The 25,654-nt window shown below is 73.1% G+C and carries 23 protein-coding genes and 1 pseudogene; 13 read left to right on the forward strand and 11 right to left on the reverse strand.

What is annotated here, in order from left to right:
* Positions 1 to 223: 223 nt before the first annotated feature.
* Together ACIQPQ_RS02925 and ACIQPQ_RS02930 are read right to left on the reverse strand one after the other, a co-directional pair.
* Positions 224 to 583, reverse strand: a complete 360-nt coding sequence (locus tag ACIQPQ_RS02925; protein WP_401298878.1) for a hypothetical protein — start codon at positions 581 to 583, stop codon at positions 224 to 226.
* Between the two features lie 167 nt (positions 584 to 750).
* Positions 751 to 960, reverse strand: a complete 210-nt coding sequence (locus ACIQPQ_RS02930; protein ID WP_401298880.1) for a hypothetical protein — start codon at positions 958 to 960, stop codon at positions 751 to 753.
* 773 nt (positions 961 to 1,733) lie between these two features.
* Here ACIQPQ_RS02930 and ACIQPQ_RS02935 point away from each other — a divergent pair.
* Positions 1,734 to 2,072, forward strand: a pseudogene (locus ACIQPQ_RS02935) (transposase); the annotation flags it as partial.
* A 128-nt stretch (positions 2,073 to 2,200) separates the two neighbouring features.
* Here the strand turns inward: ACIQPQ_RS02935 and ACIQPQ_RS02940 are convergent.
* The 4 genes from ACIQPQ_RS02940 to ACIQPQ_RS02955 all read right to left on the reverse strand — a co-directional run bounded on the left by ACIQPQ_RS02940 (position 2,201) and on the right by ACIQPQ_RS02955 (position 7,819).
* Complete coding sequence (locus ACIQPQ_RS02940) at positions 2,201 to 2,815, reverse strand: DedA family protein (protein WP_383771337.1); 615 nt, start codon at positions 2,813 to 2,815, stop codon at positions 2,201 to 2,203.
* 337 nt (positions 2,816 to 3,152) lie between these two features.
* Positions 3,153 to 3,617, reverse strand: coding sequence for a DoxX family protein (locus ACIQPQ_RS02945; RefSeq protein WP_401298884.1), 465 nt, complete (start codon positions 3,615 to 3,617; stop codon positions 3,153 to 3,155).
* Positions 3,618 to 3,745: 128 nt separating this feature from the next.
* Positions 3,746 to 5,821 carry an FAD/NAD(P)-binding protein gene (locus ACIQPQ_RS02950; RefSeq protein ID WP_401299608.1) on the reverse strand — a complete coding sequence of 692 codons (2,076 nt, stop codon included), beginning with the start codon at positions 5,819 to 5,821 and terminating at the stop codon, positions 3,746 to 3,748.
* Positions 5,822 to 6,163: 342 nt separating this feature from the next.
* On the reverse strand, positions 6,164 to 7,819 hold the full coding sequence (locus ACIQPQ_RS02955) for an alkaline phosphatase D family protein (RefSeq protein ID WP_401298887.1): 1,656 nt from the start codon (positions 7,817 to 7,819) through the stop codon (positions 6,164 to 6,166).
* A gap of 565 nt (positions 7,820 to 8,384) precedes the next feature.
* Between ACIQPQ_RS02955 and ACIQPQ_RS02960 the strand changes: the two genes are divergently transcribed.
* From ACIQPQ_RS02960 to ACIQPQ_RS02975, 4 genes are all read left to right on the forward strand, one after another.
* The gene (locus tag ACIQPQ_RS02960) at positions 8,385 to 9,002 is read left to right on the forward strand and encodes a hypothetical protein (protein ID WP_401298890.1); all 618 of its coding nucleotides are present in this window, start codon (positions 8,385 to 8,387) and stop codon (positions 9,000 to 9,002) included.
* Positions 8,989 to 9,768, forward strand: coding sequence for a hypothetical protein (locus ACIQPQ_RS02965; RefSeq protein WP_401298893.1), 780 nt, complete (start codon positions 8,989 to 8,991; stop codon positions 9,766 to 9,768). The genes ACIQPQ_RS02960 and ACIQPQ_RS02965 overlap by 14 nt, the downstream gene beginning before the upstream one ends.
* A 224-nt stretch (positions 9,769 to 9,992) precedes the next feature.
* Positions 9,993 to 10,586: an RNA polymerase sigma factor gene (locus ACIQPQ_RS02970; RefSeq protein ID WP_401298896.1), complete on the forward strand. Its 594-nt coding sequence runs from the start codon at positions 9,993 to 9,995 to the stop codon at positions 10,584 to 10,586.
* On the forward strand, positions 10,570 to 11,283 hold the full coding sequence (locus ACIQPQ_RS02975) for a hypothetical protein (RefSeq protein WP_401298899.1): 714 nt from the start codon (positions 10,570 to 10,572) through the stop codon (positions 11,281 to 11,283). The genes ACIQPQ_RS02970 and ACIQPQ_RS02975 overlap by 17 nt, the downstream gene beginning before the upstream one ends.
* A gap of 224 nt (positions 11,284 to 11,507) precedes the next feature.
* Here the strand turns inward: ACIQPQ_RS02975 and ACIQPQ_RS02980 are convergent, their stop codons facing one another.
* Positions 11,508 to 12,161 (reverse strand): HNH endonuclease family protein, encoded by a 654-nt coding sequence (locus ACIQPQ_RS02980; protein WP_383771346.1) that lies wholly within the window; start codon positions 12,159 to 12,161, stop codon positions 11,508 to 11,510.
* 416 nt (positions 12,162 to 12,577) lie between these two features.
* Between ACIQPQ_RS02980 and ACIQPQ_RS02985 the strand changes: the two genes are divergently transcribed.
* On the forward strand, positions 12,578 to 13,159 hold the full coding sequence (locus tag ACIQPQ_RS02985) for a TMEM165/GDT1 family protein (RefSeq protein ID WP_401298902.1): 582 nt from the start codon (positions 12,578 to 12,580) through the stop codon (positions 13,157 to 13,159).
* A gap of 232 nt (positions 13,160 to 13,391) precedes the next feature.
* A complete protein-coding gene (locus tag ACIQPQ_RS02990; protein WP_401298905.1) occupies positions 13,392 to 14,078 on the forward strand; it encodes an HAD-IA family hydrolase in 687 nt (228 codons plus the stop codon).
* A gap of 175 nt (positions 14,079 to 14,253) precedes the next feature.
* Here the strand turns inward: ACIQPQ_RS02990 and ACIQPQ_RS02995 are convergent, their stop codons facing one another.
* On the reverse strand, positions 14,254 to 15,495 hold the full coding sequence (locus ACIQPQ_RS02995; RefSeq protein WP_401298908.1) for a peptidoglycan-binding protein: 1,242 nt from the start codon (positions 15,493 to 15,495) through the stop codon (positions 14,254 to 14,256).
* Between the two features lie 161 nt (positions 15,496 to 15,656).
* On the opposite strand from ACIQPQ_RS02995, the gene ACIQPQ_RS03000 reads away from it, so the two are divergent.
* From ACIQPQ_RS03000 to ACIQPQ_RS03015, 4 genes are all read left to right on the forward strand, one after another.
* Positions 15,657 to 17,678, forward strand: a complete 2,022-nt coding sequence (locus ACIQPQ_RS03000; RefSeq protein ID WP_401298911.1) for an MDR family MFS transporter — start codon at positions 15,657 to 15,659, stop codon at positions 17,676 to 17,678.
* A gap of 69 nt (positions 17,679 to 17,747) precedes the next feature.
* Positions 17,748 to 18,257 carry a hypothetical protein gene (locus tag ACIQPQ_RS03005; RefSeq protein WP_401298913.1) on the forward strand — a complete coding sequence of 170 codons (510 nt, stop codon included), beginning with the start codon at positions 17,748 to 17,750 and terminating at the stop codon, positions 18,255 to 18,257.
* 175 nt (positions 18,258 to 18,432) lie between these two features.
* Entirely contained in the window at positions 18,433 to 19,110 is a 678-nt protein-coding gene (locus ACIQPQ_RS03010) for a hypothetical protein (RefSeq protein ID WP_401298916.1), read from the forward strand.
* 6 nt (positions 19,111 to 19,116) lie between these two features.
* A complete protein-coding gene (locus ACIQPQ_RS03015) occupies positions 19,117 to 19,959 on the forward strand; it encodes a hypothetical protein (RefSeq protein WP_401298918.1) in 843 nt (280 codons plus the stop codon).
* Positions 19,960 to 19,990: 31 nt separating this feature from the next.
* Here the strand turns inward: ACIQPQ_RS03015 and ACIQPQ_RS03020 are convergent, their stop codons facing one another.
* Positions 19,991 to 20,437, reverse strand: a complete 447-nt coding sequence (locus ACIQPQ_RS03020) for a DUF1992 domain-containing protein (RefSeq protein ID WP_401298921.1) — start codon at positions 20,435 to 20,437, stop codon at positions 19,991 to 19,993.
* Positions 20,438 to 20,539: 102 nt separating this feature from the next.
* Here ACIQPQ_RS03020 and ACIQPQ_RS03025 point away from each other — a divergent pair, with 102 nt between their 5' ends.
* Positions 20,540 to 20,932: a hypothetical protein gene (locus ACIQPQ_RS03025; protein ID WP_383771380.1), complete on the forward strand. Its 393-nt coding sequence runs from the start codon at positions 20,540 to 20,542 to the stop codon at positions 20,930 to 20,932.
* A gap of 65 nt (positions 20,933 to 20,997) precedes the next feature.
* Here the strand turns inward: ACIQPQ_RS03025 and ACIQPQ_RS03030 are convergent, their stop codons facing one another.
* Positions 20,998 to 21,669, reverse strand: coding sequence for an O-methyltransferase (locus ACIQPQ_RS03030; RefSeq protein ID WP_401298924.1), 672 nt, complete (start codon positions 21,667 to 21,669; stop codon positions 20,998 to 21,000).
* 310 nt (positions 21,670 to 21,979) lie between these two features.
* Here ACIQPQ_RS03030 and ACIQPQ_RS03035 point away from each other — a divergent pair, with 310 nt between their 5' ends.
* Entirely contained in the window at positions 21,980 to 24,034 is a 2,055-nt protein-coding gene (locus tag ACIQPQ_RS03035; protein ID WP_401298927.1) for a bifunctional glycosyltransferase 87/phosphatase PAP2 family protein, read from the forward strand.
* Between the two features lie 225 nt (positions 24,035 to 24,259).
* On the opposite strand, the gene ACIQPQ_RS03040 is transcribed toward ACIQPQ_RS03035, so the two are convergent.
* Positions 24,260 to 25,480 (reverse strand): acyltransferase family protein, encoded by a 1,221-nt coding sequence (locus tag ACIQPQ_RS03040; protein ID WP_401298930.1) that lies wholly within the window; start codon positions 25,478 to 25,480, stop codon positions 24,260 to 24,262.
* Positions 25,481 to 25,654: the final 174 nt, after the last annotated feature.

The raw sequence follows: 25,654 nt of genomic DNA on the forward strand, positions 1-25,654 counted from the left end.
AACAGTGATCGATTCGCAAAATAGCCAGGGACACAACAACATCAAGATCAACTAAACGGACCTACGAGGACACCCCCGCCACCACCCCCGCCATGACTTCCATCACATGACGTAGCGTCACAAATACGGAAAGAAAAATTCCACCAACAGCCACACCCGCCAACACGGCTGATCAAGTCCGTCTCCACGAGCGCCGGACAGGACCATGAGGCGAAGCACGCACTTATCGCGTATGGCGAACCGCCTCCTCCGCGGAGACGCGAGCAGGTGCCCGGTACGTCACGGGCATGGACGCGGGCCGGGGTGCCTGCTCCTCCGCCGACGGCAGGGCGGAGCGGGACGCGACCAGCGCGTCGACCGCGTCGAACATCTCGGGCATAGAACACCTCCTGCCGGGACGGGCGCGGTTGGATGCTGTCGAGCCGCCGCCGGGCGCACCGGCCGGGACGGTGCGCATGGTCACCGGCAGCCGGGACTTGCAGGTGAACGAGCAGGAGGCCCGCCACTTCGGGATCTCCACGACCGGGTGTGCCTGGAGATCGAGCACGTCTTCTACGACGCCGACGACGACGTGCTGCGGCACGCGGTATGCGAACACGCGCAGCCGGCGGGAGGGCAGGGCCGACGTGGAGTAGGCATGTCCCGCTGTCGCCGCCACCGTCACGTGCAGCGCAGCGACCTCAGATGTCGGAGACGGACTACGGGCGGGTGGTCCCCCGGACGGTGTGCCAGGGGACCACGGTTCGAGTGTCAGGGCTGGGACTTCTTGGTGTACCTGAGGAACAGGAGCAGTCCCGTCCACAGGACGACTGCCAGGCCGATCAGTACCCAGCCGGCCGCGTTGCCCATGGCAAGGGTCGCTATGCCGATGGCCAGGCACAGCACGGCGAAGAAGGTGGAGAGTCGGCTGTAGGCCTTGACGCCTGCCCGCTGTTCCATGGTCCAGCCGAGTCGAGCCATGATGGCCGCCCTTCTGTGAGGGCGGGAACGGTTCGGGGCCGTACCCGCGTGATGGGGTTACCCGCCGACGAGGTGGGAGACTCGATCTTGGCTCCACTGGGCCCTCCCGAAGTCCCACACCGTGACGGGGACGGAAGGCAGCCGTGAGGAGGCCGGGCCGTGACCCGCAAGAGGGCGTCGAGTCGGCGGCCGTGCTGGTTGCATTCCCGACGAGAGCCGCAGAAAGACTCCCACGACAAGACCACCGACGCGTGTGACTCGCAGTGATTGCACGTTGGGTGTGGGCCACGGGCCTGCTATGGCGGGCGTTTGGAGGTGCTCGGTCGCCACGCAGAGGTGCGGGTTCGGCAGGCTGCGGATGCCGGGGTGCCGGGATCGTCTCGTCGTGTCCTGCCTCCTGCTGCGAGGCCGGCCGAAGGGGTCTCCTCTCCGCCGCTCCGGGCTAAGTATCACCTTCGGCTGTGAGCCTGTCGGTCCACCTTCCACCTAGACGAAGGCTAGAAGGGATGTCACCGACCTTCCAGTTGTTGAGGGCCACGCCCTACTGCGCCAGGAGTAGCCCACCGCCCCCCCCGGGCCTCATGGGCGCTGGCCGCCGAACAGCAGCGCCCCTACACCGAGCAGGACGCCGCCCACTTCATCCAGCTCCACCAAGGACTACGCAAGGCCCTGCCCCATCACCACGACGAACTGGACGACATCGCCGCTCTGGCCCGCCCCTGATGCCCGCCGGGTTCCAACGTCTGCGGATCGCCGCGCACCACCCGGACATACGGCTGCTGCCCCTGCTCGAGGCGATACCCCACATCAAGGGCCGCACCGGAAGGCCACGTCACCGGCCCCGGCAGCTGTTCGCCGACCGCGGCCACGACTTTGACAAGTACCGCCGCCTGTTGTGGCAGCGCGGCATCAAGCCGGTGACCGCCCGCCGCGGCACCCCGCATGGCTCCGGACTCGGCGCCGTCCGCTGGGCAGCAGAGCGCACGAACCCCTGGATCCACGGCTTCCGCCGCCTACGGATCCGCTGGGAGATCCGCGACGACATCCACGAAGCCCTCCTCAAACTGGCCTGCTCCCTGATCACCTACCCCCGCGTCAAAGCTTTCTGTTAGCTCTTCTAAGGGCTACGAGTTCTACGAGAGCCGGGCCGGACTGCCTGAGGGCTACGGGTCCTACGAGAACCGGGCTGGGCCGCCTGAGGTCTACGGGGCCTTCGGGCCACCAAGCCCCGCAGGGCTCCTCAGCCCGCCGGGGCCCGCCGCATCAGGTACGCCGCCCCCGCCCCCGCGCCGAACAGCGCGAGGAAGGAGACGCCCGTGGCCAGCCAGGTGGCGCCCAGCCAGTGGGCGCCGAAGTAGCCGAGGGCGACGCTGTAGGCCGCCCAGGACAGGCCCGCCAGCGCGGACCAGGGCAGGAAGTCGCGGACGCGGCGGTGCGCGGCGCCCGCGATGAGGGAGACCACCGAGCGGCCCGCCGGGGCGAACCGGGCCAGTACGACCAGCGCGCCGCCGCCCCGCGCCAGGGCGCCGCCGAGACGTTCCTGCGCGGACGTCAGGCGCCGGGAGCGGGAGATCGCGCGGTCCAGCCGGTCCCCGCCGCGCCAGGCCAGCCGGTACGCCGCCAGGTCGCCCAGGACGGAGGCGGTCGCCGCCGACAGGATCAGCGCCAGGATGTCCGGCACCTCGTGCGGGACACGGCCGGTCGCGGCCCCCGACCCGGCCGCCGCCGCGGTGGCCGCCGCGATGACGAGCACCCCGCTGGGCAGGACGGGCAGGAACACGTCCAGCAGAACGGACAGGGCCACCAGCACGTAGATCCATGGAGCGCCGATCAACGCTCCCGCACTCTCGAACACCGCGGACTCTCCCCGTCGTCTCCCCCGTCGGCCCGACCGTGCCGCTGTGTCGCGGGGGAGCGGCAGGTGCGGCCATGACAGCCATACAGCGTACGCCTGAAGGGTGACGAAAAGATCACGGGGGGCTCATCTGTTCGGCACGGTGTGTTCACGGGCGTGCCGGGCACGTCGGGCCGGGCGCCGCCTAACCGGGCACACCGTGCCGTAAGACGCGTACCGGTGCTCGTGCCGGTGCTCGTGCCGGTGGCCCCGGCGGATGTCCGCCGGGGCCACCGGGGGGAGTGCGGGGGAGTGCCGAGGACGCGTGGCGGGACCGCGGCGGGACGCGGTCCCGCGGTCAGGCGACGACCGGGGTGCGCTCGGCGGCGGTCCGCGGCGCGCTCGCCGTGCGGCGGCGCAGCGCCCGGTCCGCGCCGAGGGCGCCGGAACCGGTGAACACCAGCAGCAGGAAGGCCCAGCAGAACATCGCGGAGGCCTCGCCGCCGTTCTCCATCGGCCACAGGGCCGACGGCTGGTGGACCTTGAAGTACGCGTACGCCATCGACCCGGAGGCGAGGAGCGCGGCGGCGCGGGTGCCGAGGCCGATCAGCACCAGGACGCCGCAGACGAGCTGGATCACGGCCGCGTACCAGCCGGGCCAGGTGCCGGCGTCGACCGTGCCGCCGGAGCCGGAGGCTCCGCCGAGGACGCCGAAGAGCGAGGCGGCGCCGTGGCAGGCGAAGAGAAGGCCGACGACGATGCGGAACAGACCTATGGCGTAGGGCTGGGCGCCGTCGAGGCGAGCGGACAGGGCGGAAGGCATGGGGGACTCCTTCGGTGTCATGTTCGGTCTCATGCGGACGGCCCGTCCTGGGGAGGGGCGGGGCCGGTGGGGACAGCGGTACCGAATGAGCCACCTACGTTAGGTATCCCTAAGTTGAACTTGCAAGTTCAACTTTCAGCCATGGCCGGTACCCCGCCCTCCGCTTCGACCGCGCTTCCCGCCTCCTCCGCGCCGCGCACGCTTCCCCCGCCTTCCGTCCCGGGCGCGCCGACCGCGTCCCCCGCCGCCGCTCGCAGTGCCGCCCGTGCCACGGCGTCCGCGTCCGACAGGGTCACCGAGTCCACACCGGGTCGGGCGCCCGCGGCGGTCACCCAGTGCACACCCTCCGTGGGGACACCGAAGGCGAACCGCCTTTCGTGGGGCACTCCTTGACGGTCCATCAGGCGATAGGGGCGCCGGGTCACGTCCAGGCCGCCGGTCTCGAAGCCGTCGACCGTGTGCGGGCGGCACTGTCCCGTGGCGCGCAGCCGGGCGAGCAGCGGGTCGGCGGTGCGGCGCAGGTCGGGTTCCGGCAGCCGGGCCTCGACGAGGGTCGTGACGCGGACCGCCGAGCCGGGCACCGCCGGGGAGGACGCCACCCAGCCGCCCGCCGCCTCCCGCACCCGGAGGCCGGGCCCGAGCACCTCCACCACCCCCGCCTCGACGAGCGCGGTCAGCTCCTCGATCCGGCGCCGGGGCGGGCCGATGGACAGGAACGCGTTGAGCGGCGTGTACCAGCGGTCGAGGTGGTCCCGGCGGGAGACGCCGGTCAGGCCCCGGTGGTCGACCACCAGCCGCAGTTCGTTGCGCAGGTCGCGCAGGACGTCCAGGGCCGCCTTCGAGGGCCCGCGCACATTGCCGAGCGCGGCCTCGGCGGCGTCCCGGCGCAGATACGCCGTCAGCCACTCCCGCCACTGCCCAGGATGCGCGAACTCCCGTCCCGCGTACGGCCGGGAGACCCGCTCCCAGGACCACCGGTCCGCCGCCGCGACGCCGAACGCGCCCAGGACGGCGGCCTCTTCGGGGTCACCGTGCGGGACGGCGAGGAAGCGTCCGGCGAACTCGCGCGCCGCCGCCGCCCCTTCCGCCTCCGCCACCCGTTCCGCTGCCCCCTCCGCAGTCTGCTCCGCCGCTCCCTGCGCCGTCTGCTCCGCCGCTCCCTTTGCCGTCCGTGCCCCGGCCGCGCTCCACCGGATCAGGGCGGCGTAGTAGACCGTCTCGACCTCCTTCGCCACCAACGGCCATATCTCCGCGAGGAAGTCGGGCGCGTCCCCGGAGTCCGCCCGCTTGCGGAAGCCCGCGATCACGTCGGGCGTCAGTACGCGCGGCACGTGACGGCCGTACGGTCCTTTGGCGTTGTCGCCGCGCGCCTGGTACGGCACCCCGCGCCGCGACCCCGCGTACAGCCGCGGCTCCCGCCCGGAGGGCACATAGCGCGGAGGTTCGCCGTCGGCGCCCGGCACGAACCGGCCGCCGCGTCCGGTCGTCAACAGGGCCACGTGGTCGAAGAAGTTGAGGCCGAGCCCGCGCAGCAGCACCGGTTCGCCGGGGCGTACGGCCGTGAGGTCGGCGTCCGCCGGGTTGGCGGGCGGGACGTGCCGCAGGCCGTGGCGGCGGGCGTGGGCCGCGTGCCGCGACTCCTCCGCGTCCGGGGCGGCCGGGAGGTGGCCCTGGGCGAGGACCACGGCGGCGAGGCCCGGCAGGACGAGACCGTCGTCCAGGGTGAGGGCCTGGCGGCCGTCGGCACCGTCGTCCAGCGCGACCGCGCGCGCCGCGTGCACGCGGACCAGCACCGCGGCGGGGGCGTCGCGCACGGTCCGGGCGAACACCCACTCCAGGTAACGGCCGTAGAGCGCGCGGGTCGGGTAGTCGTCGGGGCCGAGGGCGCCGTCCGCCCACGCGTGCAGGCTGGGGCCGGGCCGGATCGGGCCCGCGCAGTCCACGCTCTCGTCGGTGAAGAGCGTCACCTGCGAGGCGACCGTGTTCATCAGCAGCTCGGGAGACTGCGTGGTGCGCCAGACGTGGCCCGCGCCGGGCGGGGCCGGGTCGACGACGTGCACGGTCAACCGGGCGCCCGGCGGCAGCAGTTCGGGCACGGAGGCGCACAGGCGCTCCAGCACGCTGGTGCCGCGCGGCCCGGCCCCGACCAGCGCGACGGACAGCTCGGCGGACGCGGCGACCGCCGGTCCGGAGGCCGCCGAGATGGCCGGGGTCGCCGGGATCGCCGACGGGGCGGTGGGCGCGGCGGGCGCCGGGACGGCTGAGGGCGCGGCGGGAGCCGGAACGGAAGCCGAAGCGGAGGCCGGGGCGGAGGCCGGACCGGCGGGGGACGCGGAGGGCAAGGAAGGAACTCCCGGGCGTGTGGGGCGCAATGGAGCGGCCTGCCCCGGCGGCGCGGCGGGCCCGCGCGGCACACCCGGCTCACTCACCCGGACCGCACGACCCGCTCACCCCGCTGGAAGCGGACGGTCCGCCTCATCATGCCCCCGTGTCCCACGGAAGCCAACGTGGGCCCCAGGAGCCCCAGTTGTACCGTAACGGGCTGTTCAGCGGGTCAGTTCCGACTCCTCCACCGTCACCAGACCGCCGTCCTCACGGGCGTGTTCCAGCCGCAGCCGGGCCGAACGGCCGCGCATCGTCAGCGTCATGAGCTGGTTGCCGAACCAGGGCCCGCCGCTTTTCCGCCAGTCCACCGGGGGCCGCTCGCAGCGTCCGTGCCGCAGCAGCCGCCGCCCGAGCCCGCGGGCGACCGCGCTCCAGCCGAAGCGGAAACCGACCCGCATCGTCATCGGGATGGAGTTGTGGACGGGGGAGCAGGTCAGCTGGAGGACCCGGGCGTCGGGGGCGGTGCCGGGCCAGCGCGGTTCGGCGACGTAGGCGTGGTGCACGTCGCCGGAGAGCACCAGCACGCTCGCGGGCGCCCGTTCGCCGGTGCCGACCTCGGCCAGCAGCGCCGTCAGCCGGGCGAAGGAGTCGGGGAAGGCGGCCCAGTGCTCCAGGTCCGCGGCCCGCCTGATCTTCTCGCCCCAGCGTGCCCAGCGGGCGCCCCGTTCGCCCCGGCACAGGGCCGCGTCCCAGGCCTCGGCGTCGTGCACGAGGTGCGGCAGCAGCCAGGGCAGGGAGGTCCCGACGAGGAGATGGTCGTACGACTCCCGCGCGTCCAGGGCCTGTTCGCGCAGCCAGGCCTCCTCGCCGGGGTCGATCATGGCCCGTTCGTCCTCCTGGAGGACGCGGGCTGCCCGTGAGTCGACCATGAGCAGCCGGACCCGGCCGAAGTCGCGCCGGTAGCTCCAGCGCACGGAGGACGGCTCCTCGTCGGCGCGGGAGGCGAACTCCCGCAGCACGGTGGTGGCGTCGGGGGTCGCGCGGACGGCGGCGTAGAGCGGGTCGGCGGCGAGTTCGGCGGGGGAGAGGTTGCCGAGGTGCTGGTGCACCCAGTACGACATCAGGCCGCTCAGGATGCGCTCGCGCCACCAGGCGGTGCCCCGCATGTCGGTGAGCCAGGCGGCGGAGGTGTTCCAGTCGTCGATGACGTCGTGGTCGTCGAAGATCATGCAACTCGGCACGGTGGACAGCAGCCAGCGGACCTCGGGGTCCAGCCAGGACTCGTAGTACAGCCAGGTGTACTCCTCGTAGTCCGCGACCTCGCTGCCCGGCGCCTCCTCCAGGGTGCGGCGCGAGGCGATCCGGCGCTGGGTGCGGTCGGAGGTCTCGTCGGCGTACACCTGGTCGCCGAGCAGCAGCAGGACGTCGGGCCGCTCGCCGTCGGGGTCGGCGGCGATCCGGGTGGCCAGGCTGTCCAGCGCGTCCGGCCCGACCGGGTCCTTCTCACCGCCGGGCGGCGAGGCCCACCGGCACGACCCGAAGGCGACCCGCACGGCCGCACCCCCGTCACCGTCACCGGCGTCACCGCTCTCCACCCCCGGCGCGGTGATCACCGAGGGCGGGAAGGGCGAGTCGGCGGGCGGCCACACCCGCTCGCCGTCGAGGTGGACCTCGTACGGTGTCGTCGTGCCCGCGGTGAGCCCGGTGACCGGGACGAGGGCGTAGTGGTGGCCCGCCACCTGGAAGGTCCGGGCCGTGCCGCCGGAGCCGTCCGCGCAGCGCACCTCGGCGTCGCACGGGCGGCTCGCCTCGACCCAGACGGTCGCGGACGTGCTGTCGGCGTATCTCAGCAGGGGTCCCAGCCGCAGTCCGGCCACGTGATCGCCTCCTCCGTCGCCCCGTACGGTATGCGCCGACGCGGGCGGATGGCGAGGCCCCGCCGGGGCCGGCGGCGTTCGGGCGGGCGTCACCCGGCGGTCGAGGCGGCGCCGGGTGAGTACGCACCGGCGGTGCCGTGACGGCCTGCCCCGACCCGTGCCCACGGAACGGGCCGCGCTCCCGGTGGAGCCGGTATCGCCCGCCGAAGGGGTCCGCTCATCGCGTCAAACAGTAATTCGCTGCTGTAATCAGGTCATTTAGCGCGTCGCTTTTTCGCCGTCACGGGCTATCTGGAGCGGCTAATTCTATTGGTTATGCGGTCCTGGGGCATGGAAATTCAGAAATGCTTCTCGAGGGAGCTGTGAAATGAAGGAATTTTCTCTAGTCTTCTCGAAGTGCAGCCCCAAGCGGCGGTAGCGGGGGGCGAAGTGCTGCGTCGCTGTGCGCTGCCTCTGTCACGAAGCGGCTGTACGGTCCCTCGCGTCAATCCGTCGCCTTTCATGACCTCACGAAAGGGAACCGACCTTGTTCAGGGAATTCGGGGGACCGCTCGCGCGAAAGCGAGTGAGGATATCGGCCGCGCTCGCCGCGGCCTTCTGGCTCAGCGGCACCGGGGTGTCGCAGGCCGCCGTGACCGACAACATGTGGCCCACCGCCAACCTCGGCGGCTCCTGTCGCGACCGCGCCGACGGCACCGACGGCACCCTCGCGTGCCAGACGGACAACGCGACTGTCACGTACTACATGGACAGCAGCGGCGCGGACAAGCTGGAGAGCGACGACCGCAGCATCGTCTCCAACATGCTCACGTCCCAGTACGCGCCCACCGATCTCACGATCACCTACGACTCCACGCCGTCGTTCTCCGGGGCGAGCGAGACGGACATCGTCTATCAGGAGAGTTCGACCAATGTCGCCTCCAGCGCCAACGGGGTCACCTGGTGCAACGACGCCGCTGACACCCTGCGCTGCGATCAGCAGTACATCCGTATCCGCCCGACCCACTACAGCCCCGGCCTCAGCTGCCACGAAACCGGCCATGCCGTGGGACTCACCCACGGAAACTCGGCCAGCCCCAAGCTGAGTAAGACGGACGTCCGTCTCGGCTGCTTGCAGACGCCCGTCGAATTCGCCAGCTCCCTCGGGGCGAACAACAAGGAGAACATCAATGCGACGTACTGAACCCGGTGGAGGAATACGCCGCCACCGCGTCGGCCGTTCCCTCTCGGTCGCCGTCGCGGCTGTCGCCCTGGGCTCCGGCCTGGCGGCCTGCTCCGCCGCCCCGTCCGCCCCGTCCGACTCGACGGACAGTGTCCTGATGGGCCACGGCGCGGCCCACCTGCCGAACACCACGGCCTCCGACTGGGTCACCTACGCCGACCACGTCGTGGTCGTCTCGGCCACCGCCGAAACGGAGATCGCCCCCACGGAGGAGGAACTGGCGAGGGGCGAGGGGGTGATCGGTCGCACAGTGGACCTGAAGGTGGAGAAGGTGCTGTGGTCCCGTCCCGGCGCATCCCGGCCCGCTCCGGCCGTCTGGGCCTACGACGCGGTCGGCTGGCAGTTCTCCGACGGGGACACGGACAACCGTCTGCGGATGGCGCTCGCCGAGCAGCCCCGCGTCGAGCCGGGTCACTGGTACGTCATGGCGCTCGCCTGGGAGGACGCGGTGTGTTCCGGGGAGGTTGCCGAGCCCGGTCAGTGGCGCGGCCTCGGCGAGGGCTCCGAGGTGCCGTTCGACGGCGGAGTGCTGGGGCGGGGGGAACTGGAGGGCCGGACCGTCACCCCGGCCCCTGCCCTCGTCGCGGAACCCGGTGAGGACGGGAGCCTGGAGCGCGAGGTCGCCGGCCAGGGGGCCGACGCGCTGGTGAGGGCGCTGCGGGAGGCCGTACCGCAGTCGCCCACGTTCCAGGCGCGCCCGCAGGAGCCGCGGGACACCTGCGCCTGACGCCGGTACGAGGGCGGGCGGTCGGCTGGGTACGGGGGTACGCGAGCGGGTCAGCCCGCGCGCAGATGCGCGGGCTGACCCGGAACAGGGCCGGGTTCCGGCGCCCCCGGGGGCCCTCCCGGACACCTCCCCCCGAACGTTTCCGGGCGCTCGTCCGTCCTAACAGGACCGCACGTCAGGAGGCGCGGTTCGTGACAGGACCCGCTACGCAGAAAGGACGGTTCATGAGAGGACGCCGCGCACCTCGTGCCGCCGCGCAAGCGACGCCGGTGACGCCGGACGGCCCACGGGACACGCTCGGTGGTGAGGGGGCTGGGGGCGACATCGACGTACCACGTGTCAGGGCGGTCCTCGCGCTGGGCGGCGTGCCGTGGGACCACCTGGACGACGGTGTCCAGGAGGTCCGGCTGAAGTTGCTGGAGCAGCGGGCGGACCCCGCACGCGCGGCGGTCCGCGATCCGTCCGCGTGGAGCGTCGTCGTCGCCTCCCGCGTCGCGGCGGACTGGCACCGTTCCGGACAGCGGGACGGCGGTCTGCGGACCCGTCTCGCCGCCCGCTGGGCGGGACAGCGGACGACGGAACGCGAGGACGAGGAGCGCACGCTCGCCCTCGCGGTGGCCGCCGGGCTGGCTCGCCTCCCCGCCCGGCAGCGGCAACTGCTGACGCTGCGCTACTACAGCGACCTGACGGTCCGCGCCATCGCCGAGGTGATGGACATACCCGAGGGCACGGTCAAGAGCCGCCTGCACGCGGCCGTCCTGGCACTGCGCACCCAACTCAGCGAGACGAAGGTGATCGACGATGACACGACCGACTGAGGACGAGGAGAACCGGCTCCGCCTGGCGTTCGCTCTCATCGGCGAGGCGGTGGGGGACACGGAGGCCGCGGGACGCTCCAGGGCATCGGACGCGTCCGGCGAGTCCGTCCGTTCCCGTGGGGCGGGCCAGTCGGGTCAGCTCGCTGGGGCGTCGGCGGACGTCCCGCCGGCCGCTGTGCCCTTGCGGCTGCCGCGCAGAAGGACGCGCACCGTCGTCCTGGCCGCGGCGGCCGCGTGTGCGGTCGCTCTTCTCGTCGGGGTGGCGGTGGCGACGCGCGGCGGTTCTCCCGCTCCGTCCACCCCTTCCTCCGACACGGCGGGCCTAGGACAGAACTTCCCCGAACTGCTGGCGTGCTCGACGACGATCGTCGAGGGCACGCTGGAGGAGATCCGCCCCGCCGGGGACGGGCGTGTGAGGGTCACGCTGTCGGTGGACCGCTGGCTCAAGCCGGGCGACGGAGCCGGCACCCTCACCCTCGACCTGGCCGATCCCGCCGCACGGGACCCGCTGGAGGCATACCGTCAGGGCCGCCATGTGCTGATGGTGATCCCGTCGGACCCTGACCGGATCGCCACCACCTTTCCCCTCCAGGGGCAGGACATCCCGACGACGCGGGACCGGGTCGCCCGCACGCTGCCCGAGGTGACCGCCGCGGACTGCCCGCCCGCCTTCCGCCCACCGACCGCCTCGCGCTGACGCGCTGCCTCGCGCTGACGCGCGTGGAGTCCGGCGCCCTGCCCGATCGTTGTGTCAGCGCGGTGCCGGGCGGTCCGGCGAAGCCCCCGGGCGCCCCCGGCGGCTTCCCAGGCACCTCCGGGGGCTCCCCGGGTACCCCTGCTCCCGGAGGGGGACCCGGGGGAACGTGACGGCTCCCGGTGGAACCCGCTGGCACCCGAGGAACCCGGCGGCACCCGCTGCCGTCAGCAGCCCGCGAGATACCCGGTCAGGGCGTTCTTCTCGGCGGTGTCGACGGAGAGGCCGTAGTAGTACTTCACCTGGACCCAGGCGCGGACGTAGGTGCAGCGGTAGGCGGTGCGGGACGGCATCCAGGTGGACGGGTCCTGGTCGCCTTTGGCCTGGTTGACGTTGTCGGTGACCGCGATGAGCTGGGGGCGGGTGAGGTCGTTGGCGAAGGCCTGGCGGCGGGCGGTGGTCCAGCTGCCCGCGCCGGAGTCCCAGGCCTCGGCCAGCGGGACCAGGTGGTCGATGTCGAGGTCGGAGGCGGCGGTCCAGGTGGCTCCGTCGTAGGGGGAGTACCAGCTGCCGGAGGTGGCCGCGCAGGCGGAGTCGGTGACGACCCCCGACCCGTCCCGCTTGAGGACCGTCTCGCGGGTGTTGCAGCTGCCGGACTGGGTGATCCAGTGCGGGAACAGGTCACGGTCGTAGCCGGTGCGGTTCTCGGTGGCGACGGTGAGCTGGGCGAGGTAGGAGCGGGCGGTGGCGCCGCTGACCGGGGTGGGGAGGGCGGCGGAGGCGGTCGGTGCGGTGAAGAGCGCCACGGAGGCTATGAGTCCGGTGAGCGCCGCGACCACGCCGAGCGGCCGACGCGATCGACGCGCGTAGATCCTGCGCATGTGAACTCCCTTGTGGGGTGGGGATGTTGCGGTTAGGGCCGCAGGAATGGTGGCGGAGTTCCGTTGCGCGCAGGTGTGCGTCCGGTGAGAAGTTGGTGTTGCGTTCATGTCATGCCTGGGCGGGCGGGCGTGACCTGCGTCGCAGCGTGGGGGTGTGCGGGTCCCGTACGATGAATGACGCAGAAGGGGAGTAGCTCTTCGCCGGACCGTCGACATACTGCTCAGCGCGTCTGAGCCGGCGCCCGGAGGCAGTTCACGCGGACGAACCGCGGGTGCGGCCAGCGAGACCTTCGGCAAGCAGTGCACCGACCCGTGCCGTCCGGCGCGGGCCCTTCCGTGTGCTGCCCTGCCGAAGTGTCGTGCGCGAGGTGGTCGCGGTGCTCTCGGCGGGGTGGCCCCCGACCGATCGAGGTCCCTTGATCAGCATCACCGTGACGGCGCTCGTCTTCGGCGTCGTCTTCCTCGCCGAACTCCCCGACAAGACCGCGCTCGCCGGACTCGTCCTCGGCACCCGCTACCGCGCCTCGTACGTCTTCGCGGGCGTCGCCGCCGCCTTCCTCGTCCACGTCGTGCTCGCCGTGGCGGCGGGCAGTGTGCTGACCCTGCTGCCGCAGACCCTCGTGCACGTGGTGACCGGCGTCCTCTTCCTCGGCGGCGCCGCCGTGCTGCTGCGCAACAAGGACGACGGCGAGGAGGAGATCCGCAAGCCCGAGGACCAGTCCTTCTGGAAGGTCTCCGGCGCGGGCTTCATGCTCATCCTGGTCGCCGAGTTCGGTGACCTGACCCAGATCATGACCGCCAACCTCGCCGCCCGCTACGACGATCCGCTCTCCGTCGGCCTCGGCGCCGTGCTCGCCCTGTGGGCGGTGGCCGGACTCGGCATCGTCGGCGGCAAGGCGCTGATGAAGCGGGTGCCGCTGAAGCTGATCACGCGGATCGCGGCCCTGCTGATGCTCGGTCTCGGCGTGTGGAGCCTCTGGGAGGCGGCGACGGGCTGACCCCGCGAGGCGCCGCCCGCGCCCGCCGTCCTCCACCCGGCCCCTGCGTTCCACCCCCTCTGGAGCTGAACGGCCGGTGAACGTTCCCGGGGCGGGGTGGCGGGACCCCCCGCTCATTTTGTACCGTGGGGAAACAAAGTGGCTCCCGTCCGTTTTCCCTGACCGGCGGACGGGGCCGCCTTGTCCTTCCGCCGGTCAGGGCTCTGCCGTCCGCCCGCGCTGGGAGTCGCCGATGCCGGCCACCGTGTCCACCACCACCGCCTCCACCGTCCTCACCGCCCGTGCCCTCCTGCTCGACATGGACGGCACCCTCGTCAACTCGGACGCGGTGGTGGAACGGGTCTGGCGCCGCTGGGCCGACCGCCACGGGCTCGACGGCGACGAGGTCATGAAGGTGGTCCACGGCCGCCAGGGCTACGCCTCGATGGCCGTCCTCCTCCCGGACCGCCCGATGGAGCTGAACCTCGCCGACAACGCCCGGATGCTCGCGGAGGAGACCGCCGACCTGGACGGTGTCGTCCCCGTCCCCGGCGCCCCCGAGTTCCTCGCCTCGATCGCCGCGACCGGTGCCGCCCACGCCCTGGTGACCTCGGCGGACGTCCCCCTCTCCACCGCCCGCATGACCGCGGCGGGCCTCGCCCTGCCCGACATACGGGTCACCGCGGAGTCGGTGGGCGCCAGCAAGCCCGACCCCGAGGGCTTCCTCAAGGGCGCGGCCGACCTGGGCGTCGCCCCGGCGGACTGCGTCGTCTTCGAGGACTCCGGCGCGGGCATCGCGGCGGGCCGCGCGGCCGGGATGCGCGTCGTGGGCGTGGGCCCGCGGGCGGCGGCGTACGGACCGGACGTGGCGGTACGGGACCTAAGGGGCGTACGGGTGGAGGCCGGGGTGGGGGGCGGGGTGCGGGTTCTGGTGGGGTGAGAGGGGAAGGGCGCGGACATTCCAGCCCGTCCGGCGTTTGAGGACGAGGCCCGTTCAGGGCCGAAGCGGGGGTGCGGGGGCGGCAGCCCCCGCGACGCCCACCGGACCGACCCGGACCGCACGACCGACCCGGACCACGGCCCCGTACACCCGTACACCCCGTACAGCCCCGTGCCTACGGCTCCCGCGTCTCCGCCTCCAGGTAGAACCGCGTCTCCTCCCCGTACACCCCGTAGTCCTCGTCCTCGATGCCCCGCGACCACTGGTACGCCTGTACGGAGTTCTCGACCCGGTCGCTGAACACGCCGTCCGCGTCGTCGTTGAAGAGCCGCAACTGCCGTAGCCGCAGCTGGAGTTCGATGACCTCGGGCCCGTGGTCGGCGAACCGCAGCACGGGTCCGCCGGACCCTCCGGCGCCGCCTTGGCCCCCTTCGCCGCCCTGACCGCCCTGGCCGTCCTCGCCGTCGATCCCGTTGTCGGGCCCGGAGGGCGCGGGGGAGGCGGCGTCGGAGGCGCTGGGGCTCGGCTTGTCGGCGGCGGATGCGGAGGGGGTCGCCTCGGACGCGGAGGGCGAGGCCGAGGGGCTGGCACTCTCGCTGGCGGACGGGGAGGCGCTGGACGCGGAGGGGGAGGCGCTGACCGAGGGCGATGCGGACGCGCTGACCCGGCTGGAGGCGTCGGGTACGGCGGCCCGTACGCCCTCGGGGGCCGCCCCGTCGCGGCTGGGCGCGTCGTAGCCGAAGAGCCCGGTGAGCAGGCCGGCCGCGGCGAGCGCGGTCACGGCGGCGGCGCCGCCCGCGACGAGCAGGGTGCGCCGTCGGCGCCGCCCGCCCGGCCGGTCCCCGCCCGGCTCCGGTACGCCGGGCCCGGCGCCGCCCGCCTCGAAGAGGCTGAGGTCGGTGGCGCTGGGCGCGGTGCCCGACGGGGCGAGGGGGGTCGCGAGGGTGGCGCCGGGCGGCCGTACGGCGTGCAGGGCCATGGTGGCGTCGTCGGCGCGCGGGGCGCTGTCGGGGCGTACGCGGGGAAGCTCCGTGGTGGCGTCGACGGCACCCGCGGCCCCGCCACCGGCGCCCGCCCCGCCACCCCCGGCCTTCGGGCCCCCCGGCCCCGCTTCCGGCTCGGTCCCCGGTTCCGTTCCCGTCTCCGTCCCCGGCTCGGCCGCTCCGGTCGCCCCGCCGGAGGCGCCGCCCGCGCCCCCCGCGCCGCCCTCGACCTCCAGTTCGACGTACGGCCGTATCCGCAGCGGGTCGAAGTCCTCGGCGGCGGCGGCCTCCGCCTCACGGGTGTCGCGCAGGGCGTCGGCCGTGAGGCGGGCGCACGCGCAGGAGGGGGTGCGGTCGGCGGCGCGCGGCGCGCCGCACCGCGGGCACGGGTGCTCCCCGTATGCCGCGTCCGGTATGTCTGTCGGATCGTTCACTCGTTCGTCCCTCCCCATGCGAACTCCGAGAATTATGCAGATTCCCTCCACAATTGCCGATCCCGGCGCCCCCGAAAGGCGGGCGCATACCAGACTCGGGAGGCCGTAACGGGACAGACCGCCGACGATGGGGAGTGTCACGCGAGCCTCAGGAGGCGTTCATGGCCTTGGACGAGCACGCCCGGACGGGCGATCCCCGTCAGGAGCACGTGCCCGGCAACGTCCTGGTCTCGATCGGGGCGCTGCTGCTCGGCATGCTGCTGGCCGCCCTGGACCAGACGATCGTGTCGACCGCGCTGCCGACCATCGTCAGCGACCTCGGCGGCATGGAGCACCTCTCCTGGGTGGTCACGGCGTATCTGCTCGCGTCGACGGCGGCGACCCCGCTCTGGGGCAAGCTGGGCGACCAGTACGGCCGCAAGCGGCTCTTCCAGACGGCGATCGTCATCTTCCTGGTCGGTTCCGCGCTGTGCGGGATGGCCCAGAACATGCCGCAGTTGATCGGGTTCCGGGCGCTCCAGGGCCTGGGCGGCGGCGGGTTGATGGTGCTGTCGATGGCGATCGTCGGCGACATCGTGCCGCCGCGCGACCGGGGCCGCTACCAGGGCCTGTTCGGCGCGGTGTTCGGCGCGACGAGTGTGCTCGGGCCGCTGCTGGGCGGGCTGTTCACGCAGCATCTGAGCTGGCGGTGGGTGTTCTACGTCAACCTGCCGGTCGGGATCGTCGCGCTCGCCGTGATCGCGGCCGTGCTGCACATCCCGCGCCGGTCGACGAAGCACGTCATCGACTACCTCGGCACGTTCCTCATCGCCGCCGTCGCCACCTGCCTGGTGCTGGTGGCCTCCCTCGGCGGCACCACCTGGGACTGGGCGTCGCCGCAGATCGTCGGGCTGGCCGTGCTGGGGGTGATCCTGGCGTTCTGGTTCGTGTCGGTGGAGCGCCGGGCGGCGGAGCCGGTGCTGCCGCTGAAGCTGTTCCGCGTACGGACGTTCGCGCTGTCGGCGGTGATCAGCTTCATCGTCGGGTTCGCGATGTTCGGCGCGATGACCTACCTGCCGACGTTCCTCCAGGTCGTGCACGGCGTCTCGCCCACCCTCTCGGGCGTGCACATGCTGCCGATGGTGTTCGGGCTGCTGCTGGCGTCGACGGCGTCCGGGCAGATCGTCAGCCGCACGGGCCGCTGGAAGGTGTTCCCGGTGACCGGCACGGCGGTGACGGCGATCGGGCTGCTCCTGCTGCACCAGCTCGACGAGCACAGCTCCACCGGCGAGATGAGCGCGTACTTCTTCGTGTTCGGCCTCGGGCTCGGCCTCGTCATGCAGGTCCTCGTCCTCATCGTGCAGAACGCGGTCTCCTACGAGGACTTGGGCGTCGCCACGTCCGGCGCGACCTTCTTCCGCTCCATCGGCGCCTCGTTCGGCGTGGCCATCTTCGGCACCGTCTTCACCAACCTGCTCGGCGACAAGCTGACCGACCTCTTCCGCGGCGCCGACCTGCCGCCCGGCGTCTCCGTCGACGGCCTGGAGGCCGACCCGCGCGGCATCGCCGAACTCCCCGCCGCGCTGCGGCCCGAGGTGCTGCACGCGTACGCCACCTCCATCACCGACGTCTTCCTCTACGCCGCCCCCGTCGCCCTCGTCGGGTTCGTGCTGGCCTGGTTCCTCAAGGAGGACCGGCTGCGCGGCTCGGTCACCGCGCCCGACGTGACGGAGACCCTCGCCAGCAACCCCGTCGAGCGGTCGTCGTACGACGAGGTGTGCCGGGCGCTGTCCGTGCTCGGCACCCGCGAGGGGCGGCGGGAGATCTACCGGACGATCACCGCACGGGCGGGGTACGACCTGCTGCCCGTCGCGAGCTGGATGCTGCTCCGCATGAAGCGCTACGGCAGCGTCGAACCGGCCGTGCTCGCGGAGCGCAACCCGGTCCCGCTGCCCGTCATCCTCGACGGGGCGCGGGAGATCGAGGTGCGGGGCCTGGGCGAACGGGAAGGCCTGGACCTCTTCCTCACCGACGAGGGCAGACGCGTCGCCGAACGCCTCTCCCACGCCCGCGAGGAGTCCCTCTCGGAACTGCTGGGCGACTGGTGGGGCCCCGAACGCCCCACGGACCTGGTCCAGTTGGTGAAGGAGCTGAACGCGGAACTGTGTGGGGCGGAGTCGGAACGGCCGGGGGCGGCGGGGTGAGCCTTACGCGTTGGGCGGGCCGGGGTCGGCCGGGTCGATCGGCTCGGCCGGTGTGGTGGGATGACGCGCATGTTCACGGTCACCGTGTCGAGGTCGCTCAGTGTCGCCGAGGTCGCCGCGGTGTGCGCGCGGTGGGTGGTGCCGGGGCCGGAGTTGGTGGTGCAGGCGCCCGGGGCCGAGGTGCCGGACGTGGTGGGGCGGCTGTGGGCGGGGCTGGAACCCACCGGTGATCCGGCGTGGCCGCTCGGGCTGGTGGTGCATCTGCATCCGCGTGACCTCGGGCCCTGTCCCGACCTGCGCTTCGCGGAGCACCTTCGCGAGCGGTACGGGGTGGACGTCCTGTGCGGCGTCCCGCCGTCCCTCGTCGACGTCGACCCCTACGACCCGTACTACGCGCTGGCGTTGGTCGGCGGCCGGTGGCACCTGGCCAGTACGGCCGGCACGCGGCTCATGGGGCCGTACGACGTCCGGGGCGGCGGCGGTGACGGTGACGGATCGGCGGCGACCGTGCCGGGGGACGAGCCTGTGCGGCTGATCCGGCCGGTCGCGGTCGGGCTTGAAGTCGTGGGCGGGGCCTGAACTCGTGGTCGGGATCTGAAGCGCGGGTCGGGGGGCGCGGCTTCGTGGCGGTGGGGCGGGGTGCCTTACCACTCGTCGGGGACGTGTGCGAACGCGGGCCGTTTGTCGGCTCCGGTCCGGGCAACCCGATGGAGGAACCGGCCGCGGGGCCGGACGGACTGACCGGAAGGCACCCATGTCCACAGGCGTGATCATCGCTCTGATCGTGATCGTGGCGGCCGTGATCGCCGTCGCGGCGGTCCTGGCCTCGCGGGGCCGCGGAGCGCAGGGAGGACGAGGCCTGAAGCGGCGCTTCGGGCCCGAGTACGACCGTGCCGTGGCCCGCCACGGCGGGGACGTGAAGGCCGCCGAGCAGGAACTCGGGGCCCTGGTCGAGCGCCACGGCGACCTGCGGGAACGCCCGCTGGAGAGCGCCGAGCGCGAGCGGTTCGAGGCCCGTTGGGCCGCCGCCCAGGAGCTGTTCGTCGACTCGCCCCGCGAAGCCGTGGCCGAGGCCGACCGCCTCGTCGCCGAGGTCGCCGACGCCCGCGGCTACCCGGCCGGAACCCGGTTCGACGACCAGGTCGCCGCGCTCGCCGTGCACCACGCGCACCACGTGCAGGGCTACCGCCGCGTCCACCACGTGGCCCGCTTCCACGAGGACGGCGGCGCCCGCACCGGCCAGGCCCCGGGCACCGAGGACCTGCGGGCCGCGCTGGTCGAGGCGCGCGCGCTCTTCGACGAGCTGGTGAGCGACGGCCGCCGGTCGCCCGCGCGGTCCACGGAGGACCGTACGGCCGACAAGGGCCGGACCGGCCGGTCCGGGAACCACCTGCCGTGGGGCTTCCACCGGCAGCAGACGAAGGAGGGGTGACCAGAGATGACCGACACGACGTCCACTCCGGGCGGGGAGCGCAAGGAGCCGCGCGAGGCACGCGAGGCCCGTGACACGCGGGAGATGCCGGAGGTCCCGGCCTCCAAGCCGCGGGTCGTCCCGCTGGGGCAGGAGACCGCCCCCGGAGCCCCCGCGTCCGCCACCGGTTCCCCCGGTTCGACCGGTCCTGCCGGGTCCACCGGGGCTGCCGGGTCCCGTACCCCGGCCGCGCCGCCCGCGCCCGCCGTACCGCCCGTGACCCCCGTCTCCCCGACGCCTCCGGCGACCTCCCGCACCGACGGACGCGACGATCGTGACGGGCGCGCTGACCGGGACGAGTACGCCGAGCGGGGCGAGCGCGGTCGGCAGGGGACGGCCGACGGCTTCACCGCCACCGAGCAGCACCGCTCCACGGACCAGCACCGCTCCACCGAGCGGCGTGGCACCGAGCACCGCCCCACCGAGCGGCGCGACACCGCGAGGGAGGAGACCGGTACCGGTACCTCCACCCTCATCCCGCACGACGAGACCGACCAGCTCACCTCGCGGATGCGGCACGCGGTCGCCGGGTTCGTGGACCGGCCCCGCGACGCCGTCGAGGAGGCCGACCAGGTGCTGGAGGAGCTTGCCGCCCGCTTCACGGAGGCGGTCAACGCCCGACGCCGTACGCTGCGCGGTTCCTGGCACGCCGACGGCGCCACGGCAGGCGACAACGGCGGCCGTACGGACCGCGGCAACGGCCGGACCGACGGCGCCGACACGGCCACCACGGCCTCCGCCGACACCGAGCAACTCCGCCTCGCCCTGCGGGACTACCGCGCTCTCACGGAGCGACTGCTCCACGTGTGACGCCTCGGCCCCGGCACATATGCCTTATCCGCTAGGCCTGTTCGGGCCCTCGGGCCCGTCCCGCCTCTCCGGTCTGTTCCGCCCGGCGCTCCCGCCACCGCCGTACGACCGCTTCGACGTCGTAGGGCTTCATTCCCAGCGGGGGGCCGGGCGGCGGCCTGAACATCATGGCGCGGAGCTTGACGTTGACGTCCGTGACGATCTTCCGGGCCAGTCGCTCCGACGGCGCCCGCAGCGCTGCCGCGAGGGCGTCCTCCGCCTCCTTGCGCAGGGCCAGCGCCGGAGGCAGGACCGAGAAGCCCTCGCGGGCCATCTTCCGCCGGATCCACCAGAGTTCGTCGTAACCGCTCTCCAACTCCGCGGGCAACGGCTGCCCCATGCCCGGAAGTTGATCGAAATCGCCGCGGTTCTCCGCGTCCCGGATCTGCTTGTCGACCCAGGACTCGAACGGAACACCGGGAGGCTTTCGCTCGGTCATGCGTCCATTGTGCCGGACGCGATGGGCACGGGCGATTTAGTATGCGGCGGCACAGGAGATCGCGGCAGGACACAGACCCGCACAGACCCACGAGGAGCGCACGTGCTCGAACTCACCATGGCCACCGTCTCGGGGACGGAGGAGGGTGCCACGGCCGGCATGCTCATGGCCGACGCGCCCAGCGAGCCGGGCGCCGTGCTGCGGGTGGGCCGGGACAAGTCCGTGTGCCGTCTCGTCACGCCCGAGGACTGGCTGTTCGTCTCGCGGGTCCACCTGGAGTTCCTGTGCGGCCCGGAGGGCGTGTGGCAGGTCAGCTGGCTGCGCGGCTCCCAGCCGGACCCGTCCTCCGAGGTCCGGCTGGTCGTCGGCGAGTACGCGCAGACCATCGCGTACGGCGGGACGGTACGGCTGCCGCGCGGCGGGTCCGGTGAGCTGGTCGTCGTGGACCGCACCGGGCCGCGCAGCGTCAACGTGGGCTTCTACCACGAGGACTGAGCGGACGGCCGCGACGGTCCCACGGGCCGGGGCAGTTCTCAGGCCCACACGCCGGCTTCTCCGGTTCAGGCCACCACGCGGGCCAGGGCGAAGCCGTCGTAGCCCTTGGAGCCGACCGTCTGGAGCGCCGTGCCGCTCAGTCTCGGGTGGGAGCCGATGAGTTCGATCGCGGCGCGGCTGCCGACGACGTCCTCCGCCGTGGAAGCCGCGTCGGCGACCCGGCCGTCCCGGACGACGTTGTCCACGACGATCAGGCTGCCCGGCGCGGTGAGCCGCAGCGCCCACTCCAGATAGGCGGCGTTGTTGCCCTTGTCGGCGTCGATGAAGACGAGGTCGAACGGCGGCGGGTTCTCGTCGGCCAGCGCGGCGAGGGAGTCGAGGGCCGCGCCGACCCGGACCTCGGCCACCTTGTCGAGGCCCGCGCGGGCCAGGTTGCGGACGGCGACCTCGGCGTGGACCGGGCTGTACTCCAGCGAGATCAGGCGGCCGTCGGCCGGGAGGGCGCGGGCCAGCCAGATGGTGCTGTATCCGGCCAGAGTGCCGATCTCCAGCACGGTCCGGGCGCCCTGGATCTCGGCCAGCAGCCGGAGCAGCTTGCCCTGGCTCGCCGTGACCGCGATCGGGGGCAGCCCGGCCGCCTCGGCGTCCCGCAGGGCGGCGGCGGTCACCTCGTCGTCCGGGCTCAGGTGCTGGTTGAAGTAGGTGTCGACGCTGTCCCAGGTCTGCGACTCGCTCATGCGGGTGACTCCCTCTCGCTCGCTCCGTCTCGTCCGCTAGCCCGACCAGCTTGCCACCGCGCCGCGCACCCCGTCGGCGCCTGTGGACAGAGCCCCGCGGTTTCCGCACGGGGTTTTCCACAGGGGGAACCCCGCGCAAGCGGGGCCGGGCCCGGCGCACTATCGTCTTCCGGACAAAAGGAGAGCGGACGTCAGGTGAAGGCGGGGTGGCCTGCGTCTCTGTCCGGGGCGGTGTGCGCCCCATAGGGTTCGAGGATCACATCCCGCGCGAGCACGCGCGGGACCTTACGGGGCGGGAGGCCGACGCGGCGTGGCGAATGCGGAGCACAGCGGGCGGTCGGCGGAACCCTTCGGGGCGACGGCGGCCGACACGGCGAGGGCGCGGCTGCGCGCGGCCCGCATCGGCCTGTGGGCGGTCGCGGCGGTGCTGGCCGTGCGGCAGGTGGCCGTCGTCCTCGGCACCCCGCGCGGCGAGCGGCTGACGGACCTGGAGACCTGGGTCGGACCGAACGGCGTGCTGCACGTCAACGGCTCGCTCTACGACTCGACGCGCTTCACCGGCACCCCCTTCGGCGGGCTCGTCCTCAAGCCGCTGACCCGCGCCGCGGAGGAAGCCCTCGGCTGGGGCTGGACCTTCGGCACACTGCTGCTGGTGGCCGCGCTGGGCGTGGTCGTCGCGCGGGCGCTGCCGCAGCCGGTCAGCCGACGCGTCTCGCTGCTGGCCGCGCCGGTCACGATCAGCCTGCTGATGCTGTCGCTGCCGGTCCGCAACACCCTCTGGCTCGGCCAGACCAGCATCATCCCGGTGCTGCTCGTCCTGCTCGGCTGCTTCGTCGTCCGGGGGCGGCACGCGGGCGGGGTCCTGATCGGCGTCGCGGCGGCCCTCCAGCCGACGGTGCTGCTGTTCGCGCCCCTGCTGTACCTGACGGGGCGCAGACGGGCGGCGGCGGCCACCGGGGCGACGTTCCTCGCGTGCACGCTGCTGGCCTGGGCGGCGATGCCGCACGACTCGTACACGTACTGGGTGCACCACCTCGCCGGGGTCGGCCTCGGCGGGCCCGCCGACGGGATCGGCAACCAGTCGCTGCACGGCGCGCTGCTGCGGCTCGGGCTCTCCGGCCCGCTGGAGATCGCGCTGTTCCTGGTGCTGGGCGCGGCGGTCGCCGTCCTCGGCCTGCGCCGCGCGGTGCGCTACGCGCGCGACGGCCAGCTCCTGCTGGCGGTCGCGATCACCGGCTGCGCCGCCGTCGCGGTGTCGCCGACGACGTGGCAGCACCAGCTGCTGTGGGTGCTGCTCGCGGTCGTCGGGCGGGTCGGGAAGCGGGCGTCGGACCGGTATGTGTGGCCGGTCGCGGTCGTCATCGTGATGACGCTGCCCGCGAAGTGGATGCTGCCGAACATGCCGGCGCTGTACCCGCTGCGCGACAACCTGGTGCTGCTCGCGGCCGTCGCGGCGGCCACGGTGATTCCGTTTCTCTCCCGCACGTCCCCGTACTACCGGGACCCGATCCCCACGGAGTACGCGGCCCCGGTCCCGGCGCGCTTCCGCTGGGTGCCCCTGCTGCCGTTCCTGCGCCGGGTCCTCACCCGCCCGAACCTCCTCCTGGAGCTGCTCCTCATCCGCGTCACCTACGCGGCGTACCAGCAGGTCAGGCTGGCGGCGACCGGCGGGACGATCTCGGGCGGGCGGGAGCGGGCCGAGGCGCACGGGCAGCAGATCCTCGACATCGAGCGCTTCCTGCACATCGACATCGAGCACGCGGTGAACCACTGGGTGGTCGGGGTGAGCTGGCTCCGCGACTTCTTCGACTTCTACTACACGTCGTTCCACTTCGTGGTCCCGCTGACGGTGCTGGGCGTCCTGTACTGGCGCCGCCCGGTCGACTACCGCTGGGCCCGCGCGTCCCTCGGCTTCGCCACGCTCCTCGCCCTGGTCGGCTTCTGGCTCTACCCGCTGGCCCCGCCGCGCCTGATGCCGGGCCTCGGCGTCATCGACACCGTCCACGGCGTCCAGGACTTCACCAAGCCGGACTACGGCACGCTGACGTCCCTCACCAACCAGTACGCGGCGATGCCGTCCCTGCACTTCGGCTGGTCCCTCTGGTGCGGCCTCGCGATCGCGATCGTCGCCCCTAAGTGGTGGATGAAGGCCCTCGGCCTCCTCCACCCCCTCTTCACGGTCTCCGCGATCGTCGCGACGGGCAACCACTGGGTCCTCGACGCGGCGGGCGGCGCCGTCGTCGTCCTCGCGGGCTTCGCCCTCGCCTACGCCTTCCAGGGCCCCCGCGCCCGCACGACGACCGGCACGGCGGCAGCGACCGCGGACCGGGAGCGGGAACTGGCGAAGGAGGGGGCGGGGGGCTGAGGGGGCCGACTACGCGCCACGTCGACCTGGACGCGCGTGCCGATGACCCGCCCGGCGTCCCGGACGCGTCCCGCTACCTGGCCCGCCTCCCCACGCTCTCGGCAGACCTGCCTATTGGCGCCCGCGCCTTCGCCACGGACCCGGACCACTACGACTTCCGTGGCGCACGGTGCGTGAAGGACCTGCTCGTCACGGCTGTCGGTCCGTGCACGACAGGGCCACGGGCTATGAGGAGACCGAGGACACGGAGCACGGGCGGCGCCTAGGCAAGGAGCGCGCCTCGCCTCGGCCCTCCCGCGCCGCTACTTCCCCACCCCCACCCCACCGTCCCGCACCGTCTCCCCCCGCGGACCCCGCCGACCCTGTGGCCCCACCCCCCCGCAGCCACCGCTCCGCGGGATGTTCCAGCCACTGGTAGGCCATGGCTGCGGCGGTGAGGCTGACGGCCAGGACGGCTGCCCAGAAGGTGGCTGTCTCCAGGTGTCCTGCCGGTTTGCCCCAGTGGTGGACGGCGGCTCGGAGGGTGATCTCGTGGAGGAGGTACCAGGCGAAGGACCAGTGGCCGAGGCGGATGAGCCAGGGGTGGGCGAGGGTGGTGCGGTGGCCGTCGAGGTCGGCTCGGGCGGCGGCGCAGATGAGGGCGGCGAAGAGGGGGGCGGAGAGCCACTGGGAGGCGGTGTAGGGGCTGTACCAGAGGGCGTCGGGGACGGCGTGGTGCCAGGGGATGAGGGCGAGGTGCCAGGCGAGGACGAGGGTGGCGGCGAGGGGGAGGGACAGCGGGGGGCGCCAGCCGCGTTTGAGGGCGAGGCCCGCGAGGACGCCGAGGACGAACTGGAGGGTGCGGGTGAGGGGGAGGTAGTCCATCGCCCAGGCGCGGGTGGTGGGGGTCAGGCCGGAGAGGGCGGGCCAGAGGAGGAGGGTGGCGGCCGTGACCGCGAGCGCCGTCCAGATCCATACGCGGGCCCTGCGGGGGGCCAGTACCGCGAGCAGGGCCGGGAAGATCAGGTAGAACCACGCCTCGTCGCTGAGCGACCAGGCCGCTGGGTTGCCGCCCTTGAAGATCACCGGGTCCGGGGACCAGGCGTGCACGAGGAGGAGGTTCGCGACCACCGCCTTCGTCGACACGGCCGTGTCCATCAGGACGTACACCGCGACCGACGCCGCCACCGCGAACACCGTCAGCGGCCAGATCCGGGCGAACCTGCGCCACAGGAAGACGCGTACGGGCACCCGCAGTCCGTCGTACGTCCATGCCAGGACCGCGCCCGACAGCACGAAGAAGAACGTCACCCCGCTGCGGCCGTACCAGACCACGTCGCTCACCACCGGCAGCGTGCCCACCTGCCGCGACAGGTGGTAGAGCACGACGAGCAGCGCGGCCCAGAAGCGGAGTCCGGTCAGTGAGGGCAGCCGGTCGCGGCTGCGGGGCGCCGAAGAGGGGGTCACGGGGGTCCTTGGGGGCGGAGGGGAGCGGGAGGGAGATCTCCGCGTCCGAACTGAGGAGCGAGGATATCCTCCCCCTGTCCGCAGGAGAGCTGCGGCATCCGGCCGCCCCTCACCACCCCCACACCGAGCCTCACCACCCTCGCACCGGGCCCCCCGGCACCACGGCCTCCCGGA

It is taken from the genome of Streptomyces sp. NPDC091281 (genome assembly GCF_044757425.1).
Taxonomy (GTDB): Bacteria; Actinomycetota; Actinomycetes; order Streptomycetales; family Streptomycetaceae; genus Streptomyces.

Coding starts and splice junctions, on each gene's coding strand:
- ACIQPQ_RS03005 (WP_401298913.1), top strand. CDS start 17,748: ATGTTCACGGTCACCGTGTCGAGGTCGCTCAGTGTCGCCGAGGTCGCC.
- ACIQPQ_RS02970 (WP_401298896.1), top strand. CDS start 9,993: ATGAGAGGACGCCGCGCACCTCGTGCCGCCGCGCAAGCGACGCCGGTG.
- ACIQPQ_RS03000 (WP_401298911.1), top strand. CDS start 15,657: ATGGCCTTGGACGAGCACGCCCGGACGGGCGATCCCCGTCAGGAGCAC.
- ACIQPQ_RS02980 (WP_383771346.1), bottom strand. CDS start 12,161: ATGCGCAGGATCTACGCGCGTCGATCGCGTCGGCCGCTCGGCGTGGTC.
- ACIQPQ_RS03015 (WP_401298918.1), top strand. CDS start 19,117: ATGACCGACACGACGTCCACTCCGGGCGGGGAGCGCAAGGAGCCGCGC.
- ACIQPQ_RS03010 (WP_401298916.1), top strand. CDS start 18,433: ATGTCCACAGGCGTGATCATCGCTCTGATCGTGATCGTGGCGGCCGTG.
- ACIQPQ_RS02930 (WP_401298880.1), bottom strand. CDS start 960: ATGGCTCGACTCGGCTGGACCATGGAACAGCGGGCAGGCGTCAAGGCC.
- ACIQPQ_RS03030 (WP_401298924.1), bottom strand. CDS start 21,669: ATGAGCGAGTCGCAGACCTGGGACAGCGTCGACACCTACTTCAACCAG.
- ACIQPQ_RS02975 (WP_401298899.1), top strand. CDS start 10,570: ATGACACGACCGACTGAGGACGAGGAGAACCGGCTCCGCCTGGCGTTC.
- ACIQPQ_RS02945 (WP_401298884.1), bottom strand. CDS start 3,617: ATGCCTTCCGCCCTGTCCGCTCGCCTCGACGGCGCCCAGCCCTACGCC.
- ACIQPQ_RS02990 (WP_401298905.1), top strand. CDS start 13,392: ATGCCGGCCACCGTGTCCACCACCACCGCCTCCACCGTCCTCACCGCC.
- ACIQPQ_RS02965 (WP_401298893.1), top strand. CDS start 8,989: ATGCGACGTACTGAACCCGGTGGAGGAATACGCCGCCACCGCGTCGGC.
- ACIQPQ_RS03020 (WP_401298921.1), bottom strand. CDS start 20,437: ATGACCGAGCGAAAGCCTCCCGGTGTTCCGTTCGAGTCCTGGGTCGAC.